The 16,827-nt window shown below is 54.2% G+C and carries 14 protein-coding genes; 4 read left to right on the top strand and 10 right to left on the bottom strand.

The genetic code is table 11. From position 1 onward, the window contains the following. Positions 1–13 precede the first annotated feature (13 nt). The 6 genes from nuoF to lrhA all read right to left on the bottom strand — a co-directional run bounded on the left by nuoF (position 14) and on the right by lrhA (position 6,443). Positions 14–1,351, bottom strand: coding sequence for an NADH-quinone oxidoreductase subunit NuoF (nuoF, locus tag DD606_RS08615; protein ID WP_129258525.1), 1,338 nt, complete (start codon positions 1,349–1,351; stop codon positions 14–16). Beyond that, positions 1,348–1,848 carry an NADH-quinone oxidoreductase subunit NuoE gene (nuoE, locus tag DD606_RS08620; protein ID WP_003861486.1) on the bottom strand — a complete coding sequence of 167 codons (501 nt, stop codon included), beginning with the start codon at positions 1,846–1,848 and terminating at the stop codon, positions 1,348–1,350. Before nuoE ends, nuoF begins: the two co-directional genes overlap by 4 nt. A gap of 2 nt (positions 1,849–1,850) precedes the next feature. Beyond that, a complete protein-coding gene (nuoC, locus tag DD606_RS08625; RefSeq protein ID WP_003861484.1) occupies positions 1,851–3,653 on the bottom strand; it encodes an NADH-quinone oxidoreductase subunit C/D in 1,803 nt (600 codons plus the stop codon). A gap of 89 nt (positions 3,654–3,742) precedes the next feature. Beyond that, on the bottom strand, positions 3,743–4,417 hold the full coding sequence (gene nuoB, locus DD606_RS08630; protein WP_003861482.1) for an NADH-quinone oxidoreductase subunit NuoB: 675 nt from the start codon (positions 4,415–4,417) through the stop codon (positions 3,743–3,745). A gap of 15 nt (positions 4,418–4,432) precedes the next feature. Beyond that, positions 4,433–4,873: an NADH-quinone oxidoreductase subunit NuoA gene (gene nuoA, locus DD606_RS08635; protein WP_003861475.1), complete on the bottom strand. Its 441-nt coding sequence runs from the start codon at positions 4,871–4,873 to the stop codon at positions 4,433–4,435. A gap of 631 nt (positions 4,874–5,504) precedes the next feature. Beyond that, positions 5,505–6,443, bottom strand: coding sequence for a transcriptional regulator LrhA (gene lrhA, locus DD606_RS08640; RefSeq protein ID WP_003861473.1), 939 nt, complete (start codon positions 6,441–6,443; stop codon positions 5,505–5,507). A 937-nt stretch (positions 6,444–7,380) separates the two neighbouring features. On the opposite strand from lrhA, the gene alaA reads away from it, so the two are divergent. Together alaA and yfbR are read left to right on the top strand one after the other, a co-directional pair. Next, on the top strand, positions 7,381–8,595 hold the full coding sequence (alaA, locus tag DD606_RS08645) for an alanine transaminase AlaA (RefSeq protein ID WP_003861471.1): 1,215 nt from the start codon (positions 7,381–7,383) through the stop codon (positions 8,593–8,595). A gap of 117 nt (positions 8,596–8,712) precedes the next feature. Next, complete coding sequence (gene yfbR / locus DD606_RS08650; RefSeq protein ID WP_003861468.1) at positions 8,713–9,312, top strand: 5'-deoxynucleotidase; 600 nt, start codon at positions 8,713–8,715, stop codon at positions 9,310–9,312. Between the two features lie 53 nt (positions 9,313–9,365). Here the strand turns inward: yfbR and DD606_RS08655 are convergent, their stop codons facing one another. From DD606_RS08655 to yfbV, 4 genes are all read right to left on the bottom strand, one after another. Then, positions 9,366–11,198, bottom strand: coding sequence for an SLC13 family permease (locus DD606_RS08655; protein WP_023314585.1), 1,833 nt, complete (start codon positions 11,196–11,198; stop codon positions 9,366–9,368). A 75-nt stretch (positions 11,199–11,273) separates the two neighbouring features. Continuing rightward, entirely contained in the window at positions 11,274–11,933 is a 660-nt protein-coding gene (locus DD606_RS08660) for a sugar phosphatase (protein WP_003861463.1), read from the bottom strand. 11 nt (positions 11,934–11,944) lie between these two features. Next, positions 11,945–12,439 (bottom strand): YfbU family protein, encoded by a 495-nt coding sequence (locus DD606_RS08665; RefSeq protein ID WP_003861461.1) that lies wholly within the window; start codon positions 12,437–12,439, stop codon positions 11,945–11,947. Between the two features lie 92 nt (positions 12,440–12,531). Then, positions 12,532–12,987 (bottom strand): terminus macrodomain insulation protein YfbV, encoded by a 456-nt coding sequence (yfbV, locus tag DD606_RS08670; RefSeq protein ID WP_003861459.1) that lies wholly within the window; start codon positions 12,985–12,987, stop codon positions 12,532–12,534. 337 nt (positions 12,988–13,324) lie between these two features. Between yfbV and ackA the strand changes: the two genes are divergently transcribed. Further along, entirely contained in the window at positions 13,325–14,527 is a 1,203-nt protein-coding gene (gene ackA / locus DD606_RS08675) for an acetate kinase (protein ID WP_015572267.1), read from the top strand. Positions 14,528–14,602: 75 nt separating this feature from the next. Then, entirely contained in the window at positions 14,603–16,744 is a 2,142-nt protein-coding gene (gene pta, locus DD606_RS08680; protein ID WP_022651538.1) for a phosphate acetyltransferase, read from the top strand. Positions 16,745–16,827 lie beyond the last annotated feature (83 nt).

Here is a 16,827-nt window from a genome sequence, read left to right on the forward strand (position 1 = left end):
CAAAATTCTGTTTTTACCAGCGCGCTTTCAGCAGGTTCGGCTGAATACCATTGATCGAATGGGTATTGCTGAACGGCTGCTTGATGCCTGCTTCGAATTCGTCGCGGAAATATTTAATCGCGCTTTGCAGCGGCTCGACGGCGCCCGGTGCGTGGGCACAGAAGGTTTTACCCGGTCCTAAGAATCGACACAGTTGCTCAAGTGTCTCGATATCGCCAGGCTGGCCTTCGCCACGTTCGATAGCACGCAGGATCTTCACGCTCCACGGCAGACCATCACGGCACGGTGTGCACCAGCCGCAGGACTCGCGGGCGAAGAACTCTTCCAGGTTACGCACCAGGGATACCATGCCGATCTCGTGGTCGACGGCCATCGCCAGCGCGGTACCCAGACGGCTACCTGCTTTACCAATGCTTTCGAACTCCATTGGCAGGTCAAGGTGGGCTTCGGTCAGGAAGTCCGTCCCTGCCCCACCCGGCTGCCAGGCTTTGAATTTCAGGCCATCGCGCATGCCGCCGGCGTAGTCTTCAAGAATTTCCCGTGCGGTGGTGCCGAACGGCAGCTCCCAGACGCCAGGGTTCTTCACCCGACCGGAGAAGCCCATCAGCTTGGTACCAGCATCTTTGCTTGAGGAGATGCTCTGATACCACTCCACGCCGTTCGCAAGGATCGCCGGGACGTTACACAGGGTTTCGACGTTGTTGACGCAGGTCGGTTTACCCCACACGCCGGAGCTTGCCGGGAACGGTGGCTTGGAGCGCGGGTTCGCGCGGCGGCCTTCCAGGGAGTTAATCAGCGCGGTTTCTTCACCGCAGATATAACGCCCGGCACCGGTGTGCACGAACAGCTCGAAGTCAAACCCGGTGCCCAGGATGTTTTTACCCAGCAGTCCCGCTTCGGTGGCTTCGGCAATCGCGCGACGCAGGTTTTCCGCCGCTTCGATGTATTCGCCGCGCAGGAAGATGTAGCCACGGTACGCTTTCAGCGCGAACGCGGAGATCAGCATGCCTTCCACCAGCAGGTGCGGCAGCTGTTCCATCAGCAGACGGTCTTTATAGGTACCCGGCTCCATTTCATCGGCGTTACACAGCAGGTAACGGATGTTCATGGATTCATCTTTCGGCATCAGGCTCCACTTCAGACCGGTGGAGAAGCCCGCACCACCGCGGCCTTTCAGGCCAGACTCTTTCACCGCGTTAACGATGTCGTCCGGCGCCATGCCGCCAAGGGCTTTACGCGCACCGGCATAGCCGTTTTTGCTCTGATATTCGTCGAGCCATACCGGCTGTTTGTCATCACGCAGACGCCAGGTCAGCGGATGCGTCTCAGCAGTACGAATTACAGTTTTCATTTGTACTGCTCCAGCAGGTCAGGAATCGCTTCCGGCGTCAGATGGCTGTGAGTGTCCTCATCAATCATCATGGTCGGCCCCTTGTCGCAGTTACCCAGGCAGCAGGTTGGCAGCAGAGTAAAGCGTCCGTCGAAGGTGGTCTGGCCCGGCTTGATATTGAGTTTCTTCTCAATCGCAGCCTGAATGCCCTGATAACCGGTGATGTGGCAGACCACGCTGTCACAGTAGCGGATCACATGGCGGCCTACCGGCTGACGGAAGATCTGGCTGTAGAACGTGGCTACGCCTTCTACGTCACTTGCCGGAATGCCCAGCACTTCTGCGATCGCATAGATCGCCCCATCCGGCACCCAACCACGCTGTTTCTGTACGATTTTCAGCGCTTCAATGGACGCCGCACGCGGGTCTTCGTAGTGGTGCATCTCGTGCTCAATGGCGGCACGCTCTGCTTCACTCAGCTCAAAAGCCTCGGTTTGTGGTTGTTGATTCTCGTGCATAATTAGCGGTCCACATCTGACATAACAAAATCGATACTACCCAGATACACAATCAGGTCGGAGACCAGACTGCCGCGAATGGCGGCCGGGATCTGCTGCAAGTGCGCGAAGCTTGGCGTACGCACGCGGGTGCGGTAGCTCATGGTGCTGCCGTCGCTGGTGAGGTAGTAGCTGTTGATACCCTTGGTCGCTTCAATCATCTGGAAGGATTCCTGTGCCGGCATGACCGGTCCCCAGGAAACTTGCAGGAAGTGGGTGATCAGGGTCTCGATATGTTGCAGCGTGCGCTCTTTCGGTGGCGGCGTCGTCAGCGGGTGATCCGCCTTGAACGGGCCTTCCGGCATGTTGTTGAGGCACTGCTCAAGGATGCGCAGGCTCTGGCGCAGCTCTTCCACTTTCAACATCACGCGGGTGTAGCAGTCGGAAACACCGCCGCCAACCGGGACTTCAAAGTCGAAGTTCTCGTAACCAGAGTAAGGACGCGCTTTACGCACGTCGAAATCAATCCCGGTCGCACGCAGGCCAGCACCGGTAGTCCCCCACTCCAGCGCTTCTTTCGCGCCGTAGGCAGCAACGCCCTGGGAACGGCCTTTCAGGATGGAGTTACGCAGCGCGGCTTTCTCGTAAGACGCCAGACGCTTCGGCATCCAGTCGAGGAATTCACGCAGCAGACGGTCCCAACCGCGCGGCAGATCGTGCGCCACACCACCGATACGGAACCAGGCTGGGTGCATACGGAAACCGGTAATCGCTTCCACCAGATCGTAGATTTTCTGACGGTCGGTAAAGGCGAAGAAGACCGGCGTCATCGCGCCGACGTCCTGAATGAACGTGGAGATGTACAGCAGGTGGCTGTTAATACGGAACAGTTCAGACAGCATTACGCGAATCACGTTAACGCGATCCGGGACGGTGATGCCTGCCAGTTTCTCAACGGCCAGCACGTATGGCATTTCGTTCACGCAGCCGCCGAGGTATTCGATACGGTCGGTATACGGAATGTAGCTGTGCCAGGACTGACGTTCGCCCATCTTCTCGGCACCACGATGGTGGTAGCCGATGTCAGGGACGCAGTCGACAATCTCTTCGCCGTCAAGCTGAAGGATGATACGGAACGCACCGTGCGCAGAGGGGTGGTTTGGACCGAGGTTGAGGAACATGAAGTCCTCGTTTTCGGTGCCGCGCTTCATGCCCCAGTCTTCCGGCTTGAAGGTCAGCGCTTCCATCTCCAGATCCTGCTTGGCTTTGGTTAGCTCAAACGGGTCGAATTCGGTGGCGCGTGCCGGGTAGTCTTTACGCAGCGGGTGGCCGGTCCAGGTCTGCGGCATCATGATGCGCGTCAGATGCGGGTGGCCGTCGAAGGTCATGCCGAACATTTCCCAGGTTTCACGCTCGTACCAGTTGGCGTTCGGGAAAAGTTTGGTGATCGTCGGCAGATGCATGTCGTTTTCAGACAATGCCACCTTGAGCATGATATCCGTGTTGCGGTCTATTGAGATCAGGTGGTAGAAAACGGAAAAATCCGCGGCAGGGAGACCCTGGCGGTGCGTTCTCAGACGTTCGTCCATGCCGTGTAAGTCAAACAGCATGACGTAAGGTTTTGGCAATTTCTTGAGGAAATCGACAACTTCCAGTAATTGCTCACGCTTCACCCAAACAACGGGTACCCCGGTGCGGGTGGCCTGAACAGTAAAGGCATCCGGCCCAAAACGGTTGCGCAGTTCGCCAATGACCGGGTCATCGAGATGATCCCGAGTCTGCCAGGCGGCTTCTTGCGCGGTTAAGTCGGTCATATTGTTCACCATTGCAAATGGTCCGTGGTGACTGTTAAGCCTGGCTTCGCGCTATTTGAGTAGTGATATGCGAAGGTGTTCTCCAGGCCCACAGGCGCAAATTAAATTTCGTCAGGCGTACGCAGGTTGGTGACGGCAATACGTTCACCACGTTTACGCTCGCGCTCAGACTGCATGTTCGCGCGATAGACACCCTGATCGCCAACAACCCATGAAAGCGGGCGTCGTTCTTTACCAATTGACTCCTGGAGCAGCATCAGCGCCTGCATATAGGCCTCTGGACGCGGCGGGCAACCCGGGATGTACACATCCACCGGAATGAACTTATCAACGCCCTGCACAACGGAATAAATGTCGTACATACCGCCGGAGTTTGCACATGCGCCCATGGAGATAACCCATTTTGGCTCCAGCATCTGGTCATAAAGACGCTGAATAACCGGTGCCATCTTGGTAAAGCAGGTCCCTGCCACCACCATCAGGTCAGCCTGACGCGGAGAAGCACGCAGTACCTCGGCCCCAAAACGCGCAACGTCATGCACCGCAGTGAATGACGTCACCATTTCAACGTAGCAGCAAGAAAGGCCAAAGTTGTATGGCCAGATGGAGTTCTTACGACCCCAGTTGACCATGTCGTGCATGGCATGTTCGAGCTTGCCCATGTACACGCTTTTGTTGACTTCTTGCTCCAGGGGGTCGGTTACGATCTCCTGTTTTTGCAGGGGGTAACGGTCATTCTCACCGTTAGGATCTATGCGGGTGAGCGTATAATCCATCTTATTGCCTCGCTGTTACTGCTGACGATTAGAGATACTGTTTTCCGGGTTGATGTGTTCACGGCGTGAACGCACAGGTGTCCAGTCCAGCGCGCCAATACGCACCAGATAAACCAGACCGGCCAGTAACACTAAAATGAAAATTGCGGCCTCGACAAAGCCCACCCAACCACTTTCGCGAATGGAGGTAGACCACGCGAAGAGGTAAAGCGCTTCCACGTCAAAAATGACGAAGAACATGGCTACCAGGTAAAACTTGGCAGACAGGCGTAAGCGAGCGGTACCTACTGAATCAATACCTGATTCGAAAGGTGTGTTTTTGTGCCTTGCGCGGGCGCGACCGCCCAGGAACCAGCCGCCGACTAACATCAGGCAGCACAGGCCAATGGCTACAATAAGAAAGATTGCGAATGCCCAGTGATGAGCGATGACTTCTGTGGATGTTGACATACTCATTGCTTACTCATCAAAAGTGATACCGACGACACTGCTCTTGCTGGCAGATGGGCATCACATCGATTCATGGGGAGGAACAAAATAACCTTACACTAACTGTCAGAAATGAGACATAGACAGCAAAATGATGGGGTTTTTTACTCCTTTCTATAACCTTTTGTCAACTTTAACAAAGGTTTCTTCACATTAAATTACAACGTGCGATTCTCATTAACATTTGGTGCCCTTTAACCCTGGTGGGTACATGACTTTCCGTCAAATGCATCTTGTTGAATCGTGTCCGTTTTGGAAGTAAAAAAAATAACCCTCCTATTTTGACAGGATTTGCCAACGATTCCTCCCCCCAAATGGGAGTATTTTCTTGATCTGAGACACGCTTTTGTTAATTCAATCAAAAAAACAGCAACATATTTCCTGTTTTTTTAACATCGGTGGGGTATGAGGTAAGTTAGTACAGGTCTTGTTTACAACTTAATCAAAAGCATTTTCTGCATTGATAAATAAGCGGTATTTGCTTTATCCCTGCTCCGCCCGCGGTTATGAATAGCAAAAAAAACCACTCGCAGGAAAAAATCATGCGAGTGGCTCTTTTTTGCACTTACATTTTGTTACGAGAATTTTGAGGGAATGATCACTCAAAATCCCCTTCCACGATCAGGGAGTCATCCCCTCCTTCGGGAGTAACAGCCGCGTACTGCCATGGATTGTGGTAGTTTTCCATTGCCTCGAATACCACTTTTGCCAGCTCGTTGTTGCTGGCGGCGTTATGGCACAGCAGGTACTCCGTATCCGGCAACGACGGGAGTCCCTCGGATTGACCCAGCACACGCAGATCGGGGCTCATCATTTCCACCGGACGGGCCGTTACGCCAAGCCCAGCCTTCACCGCCGCTCGCACTGCGGGCAAGGTTGACGCCACGTACGCCAGGCGCCATGGAATACTGGCTTCGTTGAGTGCTGCCAGCACCATATCGCGGAACGGACTGGGATCATCCAGCAGGACCAGGGGTATCGGCTCACCTTTCTGCAATACATACTCCGCGGCACAGTACCAGTGCGTTGGAGAAGTACGCAGCGTCAGGCTGTCAAACTGGCCAGGTCGATGCGTGGTGACCACCAGGTCAACCTCGTTTTCTGTCAGCATCTCAACCATGAAGGCATTGCGTTTAACGCTAACGTCCAGGGCAAGCTTCGGATAAACCGAGCTAATTCGGTTGAGAAGGAAGGGTAAAATGGTATCTGCTGATTCATCTGACGCCCCTAATGTTAACACTCCCTGAAGGTTGCTAAACATTAATGACATACAGGCTTCATCATTAAAGCGCAGTATCTTTCTGGCATAACCCAGAAGCTGAATACCATGTTCTGTTAAAAGCTTATTACGTCCATGACGCGCAAAAAGCTCTTTACCAACCAGTTGTTCCAGCCGCTGCATTTGCTGACTCACGGCGGACTGGGTACGGCAAACGGCGGCAGCAGCTGCTGCAAAAGTGTTGAGATCGGCGACCGCAACAAACGTTCTCAGCAGATCGAGGTCGAGATTCATTATCGGACGATTTGCATTTATCATATCTTTTCACTTTCAGGTTGCTCGTGCGGAGCTGCCCGGGTTGAAGCTGTGTGTAACAGTTAAGCAATTCCTTCTGAAGAGTTTCCCTCGCATCCCGGCCCGGCAGACTGCCTGACAGATAGTTATTGTACTGCGGTATATCACCAGTCAGAAATCACGTTTCATGACGTTATTTTTATTCTCTTGCGTCCAGGATATTTCGTTGTTTGCAGGTCGATGTAAATACCATAAAGAGTAAGACATGTTTTCTGCCATCTATATCGCAGCGTTGCCAGCGTAGCAAGATGTGACTTACCCAATCAGCCAGAGATAACTTTAACAATAACAATCGATTAATACAGAAAAGCAGAAGCCGATATACGTAACAGGCCTATCGCTATGCTGCATTCCCGAAACACATCTTAACCCAAATCCACTATATTTATAAGTCTTATTGCAATATTAAGGAGTTACCGCCAATGATAAGCAACTACACTCTTTTTATTAAAATTAACGAAAGTTGCATTTTCGTCGTTAATAATAAATAAAGTTTAATTTAGATTCAGGCCATTCATTAATAACCCTTAACATTAATTTCACATGAGTAACTTTTAGCCTGGCTTTGCTAATATGGCAATCGGTATCTCAGCATTCAGGTTTTACGAATGATCACTCAGGGGGACTAATGCATCAGCCCGAATCGTCTTTTTATTTACACTAGAATAAAATTCATAGTTACATGCAATTTTTAGCATAAAAAACCCATTAATAACCTTTATTACGATAAATTCAGGCACAAAATCACTCCCTCGTTAGAGTAAGCGATCACAGCGACATTCCCCGGTGGAACGAAATCTTCTTCTGTGCGCCCTTCAAAACGAAGCGCGGGGGGAGTACATTGTTCCGTGCACACTTCCACGGCAGGAAGTTGCAATAATAGCGAAAAGGTTAAAGGTTCATGTCCCCTATCGAAAAATCCAGCAAGCTCGACAACGTCTGTTACGACATCCGTGGCCCGGTACTCAAAGAGGCAAAACGCCTTGAAGAGGAAGGCAATAAGGTTCTGAAACTCAACATCGGCAACCCCGCGCCATTTGGTTTTGAAGCGCCGGATGAGATCCTGGTGGATGTGATCCGTAACCTGCCCACTGCACAAGGCTACTGCGATTCAAAAGGGCTTTACTCCGCCCGTAAAGCCATCATGCAGCACTATCAGGCTCGCGGTATGCGCGACGTCACCGTTGAAGATATCTACATTGGCAACGGTGTCTCGGAACTGATCGTTCAGGCGATGCAGGCGCTCCTGAACAGCGGCGATGAAATGCTGGTTCCTGCCCCAGATTATCCGCTGTGGACGGCTGCGGTGTCCCTGTCCAGCGGTAAAGCGGTGCACTACCTGTGCGACGAATCCTCTGACTGGTTCCCGGATCTGGATGATATTCGCGCCAAAATTACCCCGCGCACCCGGGGTATCGTGATCATTAACCCGAATAACCCGACGGGCGCGGTCTATTCAAAAGAGCTGCTGATGGAGATCGTCGAGATCGCCCGCCAGCATAACCTGATCATCTTTGCCGACGAGATTTACGACAAGATCCTGTACGACGCGGCGCAGCACCACTCTATCGCCGCGCTGGCACCCGATCTGCTAACGGTCACCTTTAACGGACTGTCTAAAACTTACCGCGTTGCCGGTTTCCGTCAGGGCTGGATGGTACTGAACGGTCCGAAAAAACATGCGAAAGGCTACATTGAAGGGCTGGAGATGCTGGCATCCATGCGTCTGTGCGCCAACGTACCGGCGCAACATGCGATCCAGACAGCACTCGGCGGCTATCAAAGCATCAGCGAGTTTATCGTTCCAGGCGGCCGCCTGTATGAACAGCGCAACCGTGCATGGGAATTGATTAATGATATTCCGGGCGTCTCCTGCGTGAAGCCTAACGGCGCGCTGTACATGTTCCCGAAAATCGACGCGAAGCGCTTTAATATTCACGACGACCAGAAAATGGTGCTTGACTTCCTGTTGCAGGAAAAAGTGCTGCTGGTTCAGGGTACGGCGTTTAACTGGCCGTGGCCGGATCACGTGCGTATCGTCACCCTGCCGCGCGAAGACGATCTCGAAATGGCCATCAGCCGCTTCGGGCGCTTCCTCTCCGGGTACCATCAGTAGCGCTGACTATCCGCCGGGTAGCGCTGCGCTTACCCGGCCTGCAACATCCGCAAATTTGCATCTTCCCTCCCCTCCCCGCACAATGAAGTCTGTCGCAGTGAAGACATAAGGTAACCTATGAGTCAGAGTCATTTCTTTGCCCACCTCTCCCGCCTGAAACTCATCAACCGCTGGCCGCTGATGCGCAACGTGCGCACTGAAAATGTGTCTGAGCACAGTTTACAGGTTGCCATGGTCGCGCACGCGCTGGCCGCGATTAAAAACCGCAAATTCAACGGGCAGGTGAATGCCGAACGTATCGCCCTGCTGGCGATGTACCACGATGCATCGGAAGTGCTGACCGGGGATCTGCCTACGCCGGTGAAATATTTCAACTCGCAGATTGCCCAGGAATATAAAGCTATTGAGAAGATTGCCCAGCAGAAGCTGATCGACATGGTGCCTGAAGAGCTGCGCGATATCTTCGGGCCGCTCATCGACGAGCATCAGTATACGGAAGAGGAGAAATCTCTGGTTAAGCAGGCCGATGCGCTGTGCGCCTACCTGAAGTGTCTGGAAGAGCTGTCCGCCGGGAATAACGAATTTTTACTGGCAAAAACGCGTCTGGAAAAAACGCTGGAATCTCGTCGCAGCGAAGAGATGGACTACTTTATGCGCGTGTTTGTGCCGAGCTTCCATTTGTCACTGGATGAGATTAGCCAGGATTCGCCGCTGTAGTTTTTTGCCGGGTGGCGGCTCCGCCTTACCCGGCCTACGTTTCTGCACTCACGCTAAAACGGGAATAACACCGGAATTAACACCACGCATACCAGCATTACCAGCACGGTGAACGGCACACCCAGCTTCACGAAATCACTGAACCTATAATTCCCGGGCCCCAGCACCAGCGTATTGACCGGGGAAGAGACCGGCGTCATAAATGCCGCGGACGCCGCCATCGCAACCATCATCGCAAACGGATACGGCGAAACGCCCATCGATTTTGCCATCGCCAGCGCAATGGGCGCCATCAGCACCGCCGTTGCGGTATTGGAGATGAACAAACCAATGGTGGCGCACATGACGAACAGGCAAACCATCATCAGGTACGGACCATATCCCCCGCCCGCGTCCATTAAGCCTTTTACGATCAAATCCACCCCGCCGGTTTTCTGTAGCGCCAGGGCGAAGGGCATCATCCCGACGATGAGAATGATGCTCGGCCAGTGAATCGCTTTGTAAGCGCTTTCGGCGTCGATACAGCGGAATTTGCCCATTAACAGACAGGCGATTATTGCCGCCACCGGGTTAGGGATCTCGTCCGTCAGCATCAGGGCAACCATCAATACCAGGCAAAAAATCGCATGGGGCGCCTGGCTGTGCGCCGGTGATGCATCGCTCTCTTCAATCGGCATATTTAGCACCACGAAATCGCGGCCTTTCTGCCCGAGCTGACTAATCAGTTTCCAGTTGCCGACCACGAGGAAGATATCCCCCAGCAGGATCGGCTCATCCACCACCGCCCCTTCAAGGGCTACGCCATCGCGCTTCAGGCCTACCACGTTGAGGCCATAGCGGGTACGAAAGCCGATTTCACGCACGGTTTTGCCCAATAACTCCGATTCCGGGATCAGCGACACCTCGGCCATTCCCACATCCAGCGCCTGGTCAGAGAAATACTCGCCGCGCAGGACCATCGGCTCCAGCAGCTGCTCGCTACAAAACTCCCGCAGATCCACGTCCGCGGTGGACATATCAATCAGCAGGACGTCACGCGCGCGAAACTCTGACACCCCGTTCACGTTAACGATCACCCGACGAAAACGACGCCAGCGCTCAACCCCGATGACGTTCGCGCCATAGCGTTCGCGTAGCTTAAGGTCATCCAGCCGCTGCCCCACCATAGGCGACCCCGGGCGGATAGCCAGACGTCGGGCACGCCCGGTCAGACGATACTCTTTAATCAGATCGCGGAAAGAGCGCCGCTTCCAGCCCTCTTTGGCTTTATCCTGCTTCTCCCCTTTCAGCGCAAAACGGGTCAATAGCATATAGATAATGCCCATCACCAGTACCACCAGCCCGATCGGCGTAACGCTGAAAAAGCTAAACCCCTCAAGCCCCTCACGGATCAGTTCGCTGTTCACGACGAGGTTCGGCGGCGTCGCGACCAGCGTCATCATGCCGCTGATGAGCCCGGCGAAGCTCAACGGCATCATCAGCCGCGACGGGGAGATCTGCATCCTCATGCAGACGCTCAGCACGACCGGAATAAAGATGGCCACGACGCCCGTAGAGCTCATAAACGCGCCCAGCCCGGCGACCGTCAGCATCAGGTAAATCAGCATTTTGGTTTCGCTGCTGCCCGCCACTTTCACCAGCCACGACCCCATCATCGTCGCCACGCCGGTGCGTACCAGCCCGTCGCCAATAATAAACAGAGCGGCAATCAAAATAACGTTGGGATCGCTAAACCCGGAAAAGGCTTCCGGCAGGGAAAGGGTACCGCTCAGAACGAATGCGACAATCACAAACAGGGCGACGGCATCCATGCGCACCTTGCCCGTGGCAAAAAGAATGATGGCGATTAACAGCAGGCTCAGGACCCAAATCAGTTCACCGTTCACAACATGTCCTTGTCAGTGGAGGAGAAGCAATTCTGCCATAAAAAAGCCCCGGTAATGCGGGGCTATATCATGGGATTACATTTTTAGCGAGACGGTTACAACTCCGTCTGACGCCTTCGAGACGTCGATGGCGGTCAGGGTGTTAAGCACGAAATCCGCCTCCTCCAGCCGGGGGGAACCCGCCGGGACGTTAACGGCAATGACGTGGCTGCCGGCGTTCAGCCCGGCCAGCACGCCTGCCGCCGCGTCTTCCACCACCACGCACTCTGCTGGCGCAAGGCCGAGCAGTTCAGCGCCGAGCAGGAACGCATCCGGTTCAGGCTTGCCGCGCTTCACGCGCTCAGCGGTAATGAAGACGTCCGGCGTCGGCAAACCTGCCGCCTTATGGCGTGCATGCGCGACGGGAACCGAGCCGGAGGTGACGATAGCCCACGGGATCTGCGCTTCATTCAGGTGCTCAAGCAGTTCGCGCGCACCGGGCAGCGCGGTGATACCCTCGGTATCGGTAGCTTCAATCTGCTCAAGATAGCGGAACTCCGCCTGAATCTCTTCCTCAGAACGTCCCGCCAGGAAGTGCCGCAATGAGGTAATGGCCTGTTTGCCATGGATGAAATTCAGTACGTCCTGATGGTCAATGCCGTGCCGGTCGGCCCAGTGGCACCACGAGCGCTCCACCACCGGCAGCGAATCCACCAGCGTACCGTCCAGATCAAACAGAAAACCTTTACACTGCACACGAACCTCCGTCAGGCATTAATGATTTGTTGAATTTCGTTGCTGCTTAAATGGTACTGACGCGGACAGGCGTGCCACGCGCTCAGCATACGTTGATACTTATCCCACATCGGGGTCTGGGCGTTGAAGCCGTGCGTACCCGCATCAAAATGGGTGTAGCGCCCTTCGGTATTCACCATAAAGCGTACATAGCTCAGATAGCGCGCTTCCGTCGCAGCATCAAAGCCCAGGAACGTCACGCGGCGCTCGTCAATAGTCTGCTGGTCCTTCAGATTGGTCCAGGACACATGCAGCGCATGGTACATCTCCATGATGTCGATAACGATACGGCAGGTTTCCTCTTTCAGTTCGCCAAATTCGCGATCCAGTTCGCGCATCTGCAAGCCAAAACCACGTTCAACAATGGTTTGCAGGCGGCTGTAGCGCGCAGCGTTATCGGGATCAAGCATAGTCATCATCTTGTACTGGTTAGACAAAATCAGACGTTGAGCATGGGTCATTTCCATCTTTCGACTCCTGTAGCGCATTGCACTGTAAAAAAAAGACACGGTAACTGATTGTTACTGTGCCTTCTTTTGGTCGTCGTTTCGATGATCAATCACAAGTCATCGAGGAATGTTTTATCAAGCTGTTTAAACGCACGCTTGAGGGTATCCGCCAGCGCCTGATAGTCCGGCTTACCCTCAACCGGTGCCAGCGCCTGGCCAGCCTCTTCCAGTTTTCCACGCACTTCATAAAACCAGTGTAAAATAGAAGGCGGAAGTGGCGTGACGGAACGTTTACCTAACCACCATAGCCCCTGCATCGGCAGGCTTAACGCAAAGAGCGCCGTCGCGACGGCAGGGCCAAGCTGCCCACCTAACGCTATCTGCCAGCACAGGGTAAAAACGGCAATCGGGGGCATAAAGCGAATCGCATAGCGCGTGGCGCGAATAGTGCGATTTTCAATAAACATGGGCGCGAGGCGCTTTTCCATCGGCCATGTCTTTGCGTAATGCTGTCCCCGACGAAACAGACTAAAAAAGTTCACGGACGGGATTTCGGGTGTCGACATGGCTGTACCTCAACTTCACATATAAAAATTAAAATTTTCGTGCAAAACCACAACAGGCTATGACAACGTTCAAAATATTTTGTCATCGCTACCCCGTATCGGGTATCCTGTGCCAGCCTGATAGGGCCGTAGACGATAAGCGTTAACTCGTCAAATTATCGCATATTATGCCATTGTCTGAAAAATGTTCAAAATGGCTTAAAATCATAGGTATTTCTTTCATCCTGCCAGAATGTTCGTTTGGCATGATGTTAATCATAAATGTCTGGGTCAGCATGCGTTACGCTTTTAGACTCACTGACGTTTTTTTAGCCACGTATCAATAATAGGTACTTCCATGTCGAGTAAGTTAGTACTGGTTCTGAACTGCGGTAGCTCCTCACTGAAATTCGCCATCATCGATGCGCTCAACGGTGACGAGTACCTCTCTGGTTTGGCCGAATGTTTCCATCTGCCTGAAGCACGTATTAAGTGGAAGATGGACGGCAGCAAACAAGAAGCGGCTTTAGGTGCAGGCGCCGCTCACAGTGAAGCGCTGAACTTTATCGTTAACACTATTCTGGCACAAAAACCAGAACTGTCTGCTCAGCTGACCGCAATTGGTCACCGTATCGTCCACGGCGGCGAAAAATACACCAGTTCCGTGGTAATCGACGACTCCGTGATTCAGGGTATCAAAGACTCTGCGTCTTTCGCACCGCTGCATAACCCGGCTCACCTGATCGGTATCGCTGAAGCACTGAAATCCTTCCCGAGTCTGAAAGACAAAAACGTGGCCGTGTTTGATACTGCGTTCCATCAGACCATGCCGGAAGAGTCTTACCTCTATGCCCTGCCATACAGCCTGTACAAAGAGCACGGCGTCCGTCGTTACGGCGCTCACGGTACCAGCCACTTCTATGTGACTCAGGAAGCCGCAAAAGTGCTGAACAAGCCGGTTGAAGAAGTCAACATTATCACCTGCCACCTGGGCAACGGTGGTTCTGTTTCCGCTATCCGCAACGGTAAGTGTGTTGACACCTCTATGGGTCTGACCCCGCTGGAAGGTCTGGTGATGGGTACCCGTTCCGGTGATATCGACCCGGCGATCATCTTCCACCTGCACGACACCCTGGGCATGAGCGTTGACGACATCAACAAAATGCTGACCAAAGAGTCTGGCCTGCTGGGCCTGACCGAGGTCACCAGCGACTGCCGTTACGTTGAAGACAACTACGCAGAAAAAGCTGACGCTAAACGTGCAATGGACGTTTATTGCCACCGCCTGGCGAAGTACATCGGTTCTTACACCGCGCTGATGGAAGGCCGTCTGGATGCTGTTATCTTCACCGGTGGTATCGGTGAGAACGCGGCAATGGTACGTGAACTGTCCCTGGGCAAACTGGGCGTTCTGGGCTTCGAAGTTGATCATGAGCGTAACCTGGCTGCCCGCTTCGGCAAGTCTGGCTTCATCAACAAAGAAGGCACCCGCCCTGCTATCGTTATTCCAACTAACGAAGAGCTGGTCATCGCGCAAGACGCACACCGCCTGACTGCCTGATTCCACACCGCCAGCAATGCTGGCGGTGCTGTTTTGTAACCCGCCCAACGCGGCGGTAACGAAAGAGGATAAACCGTGTCCCGTACTATTATGCTGATCCCTACCGGAACCAGCGTCGGCCTGACCAGCGTCAGCCTCGGCGTGATCCGCGCTATGGAACGCAAAGGCGTTCGTCTGAGCGTCTTTAAGCCTATCGCCCAGCCACGTGCCGGTGGCGATGCGCCAGACCAGACCACCACCATCGTTCGCAAGAACTCCAATCTGCCAGCGGCTGAACCGTTGAAGATGAGCCACGTTGAATCTCTGCTCTCCAGCAACCAGAAAGACGTGCTGATGGAAGAGATCATTGCCAACTACCACGCAAACGCGCAGGATGCGGAAGTGGTGCTGGTTGAAGGCCTGGTCCCGACCCGTAAACACCAGTTTGCCCAGTCTCTGAACTTTGAAATCGCGAAAACCCTGAACGCAGAGATCGTTTTTGTGATGTCTCAGGGCACGGATACCCCAGAGCAGCTGAAAGAGCGTATCGAACTGACGCGCAGCAGCTTCGGCGGTGCGAAAAACACCAGCATCACCGGCGTGATTGTTAACAAGCTGAACGCGCCAGTAGATGAGCAGGGCCGTACGCGTCCTGACCTGTCCGAAATTTTTGACGACTCCTCCAAAGCGAAAGTCATCAAAGTTGACCCGGCTAAGTTGCAGGATTCCAGCCCGCTGCCTGTTCTGGGCGCGGTGCCATGGAGCTTCGATCTGATTGCCACCCGTGCAATCGATATGGCGCGTCACCTGAACGCCACCGTGATCAACGAAGGCGATATCAACACCCGCCGCGTGAAGTCCGTAACCTTCTGCGCACGTAGCATTCCACACATGCTGGAACACTTCCGCGCAGGTTCACTGCTGGTGACCTCTGCTGACCGTCCAGACGTGCTGGTTGCAGCGTGCCTGGCTGCAATGAACGGCGTGGAAATCGGTGCAATTCTGCTGACCGGCGGCTATGAAATGGACGCGCGTATCAGCAAGCTGTGCGAGCGTGCGTTCGCCACTGGCCTGCCAGTCTTCATGGTGAACACCAACACCTGGCAGACCTCCCTGAGCCTGCAAAGCTTCAACCTCGAAGTGCCGGTTGATGACCACGAGCGTATCGAGAAAGTTCAGGAATACGTTGCGGGCTACATCAATGCGGACTGGATCGAATCCCTGACGGCGACCTCCGAGCGCAGCCGTCGTCTGTCTCCTCCAGCCTTCCGTTACCAGCTGACCGAGCTGGCGCGTAAAGCGGGCAAACGCGTGGTTCTGCCAGAAGGCGACGAACCACGTACCGTTAAAGCGGCAGCCATCTGTGCAGAACGCGGTATCGCGACCTGTGTGCTGCTGGGTAACCCGGATGAGATCAACCGCGTTGCGGCGTCTCAGGGCGTTGAGCTGGGCGCTGGCATTGAGATCGTTGACCCGGAAGTGGTTCGCGAAAGCTACGTTGCTCGCCTGGTTGAACTGCGTAAGAACAAGGGCATGACCGAAGCCGTTGCGCGCGAGCAGCTGGAAGACAACGTCGTGCTGGGTACGCTGATGCTGGAGCAGGACGAAGTTGACGGTCTGGTTTCCGGTGCGGTTCACACCACCGCGAACACCATCCGTCCACCGTTGCAGTTGATCAAAACCGCACCAGGCAGCTCTCTGGTCTCCTCCGTGTTCTTCATGCTGCTGCCTGAACAGGTTTATGTTTACGGCGACTGCGCGATCAACCCGGATCCAACCGCAGAGCAGCTGGCAGAAATCGCTATCCAGTCTGCGGACTCCGCGATTGCCTTCGGAATCGAACCGCGCGTCGCGATGCTCTCATACTCCACCGGTACCTCTGGTGCAGGCAGTGACGTAGAGAAAGTCCGTGAAGCGACCCGCATTGCGCAGGAAAAACGTCCGGATCTGATGATCGACGGCCCGCTCCAGTACGATGCCGCGGTAATGGCTGACGTGGCGAAATCCAAAGCGCCAAACTCGCCGGTTGCAGGTCGTGCTACCGTGTTCATCTTCCCGGATCTGAACACCGGTAACACCACCTATAAAGCGGTACAGCGTTCAGCAGACCTGATCTCCATCGGGCCAATGCTGCAAGGCATGCGCAAACCTGTGAACGACCTGTCCCGTGGTGCGCTGGTTGACGATATCGTCTACACCATCGCGCTGACGGCGATCCAGTCTTCGCAGCAGCAGTAATGTTTTGCCGGATGGCGCTTCGCTTATCCGGCCTACAGGACCGTAGGCCCGGTAAGCGCCAGCGCCACCGGGCAACAAAAAGG

Origin of the sequence: Enterobacter cloacae complex sp. GF14B (genome assembly GCF_004136805.1) — a bacterium.
GTDB classification, from domain to species: Bacteria; Pseudomonadota; Gammaproteobacteria; order Enterobacterales; family Enterobacteriaceae; genus Enterobacter; species Enterobacter hormaechei_C.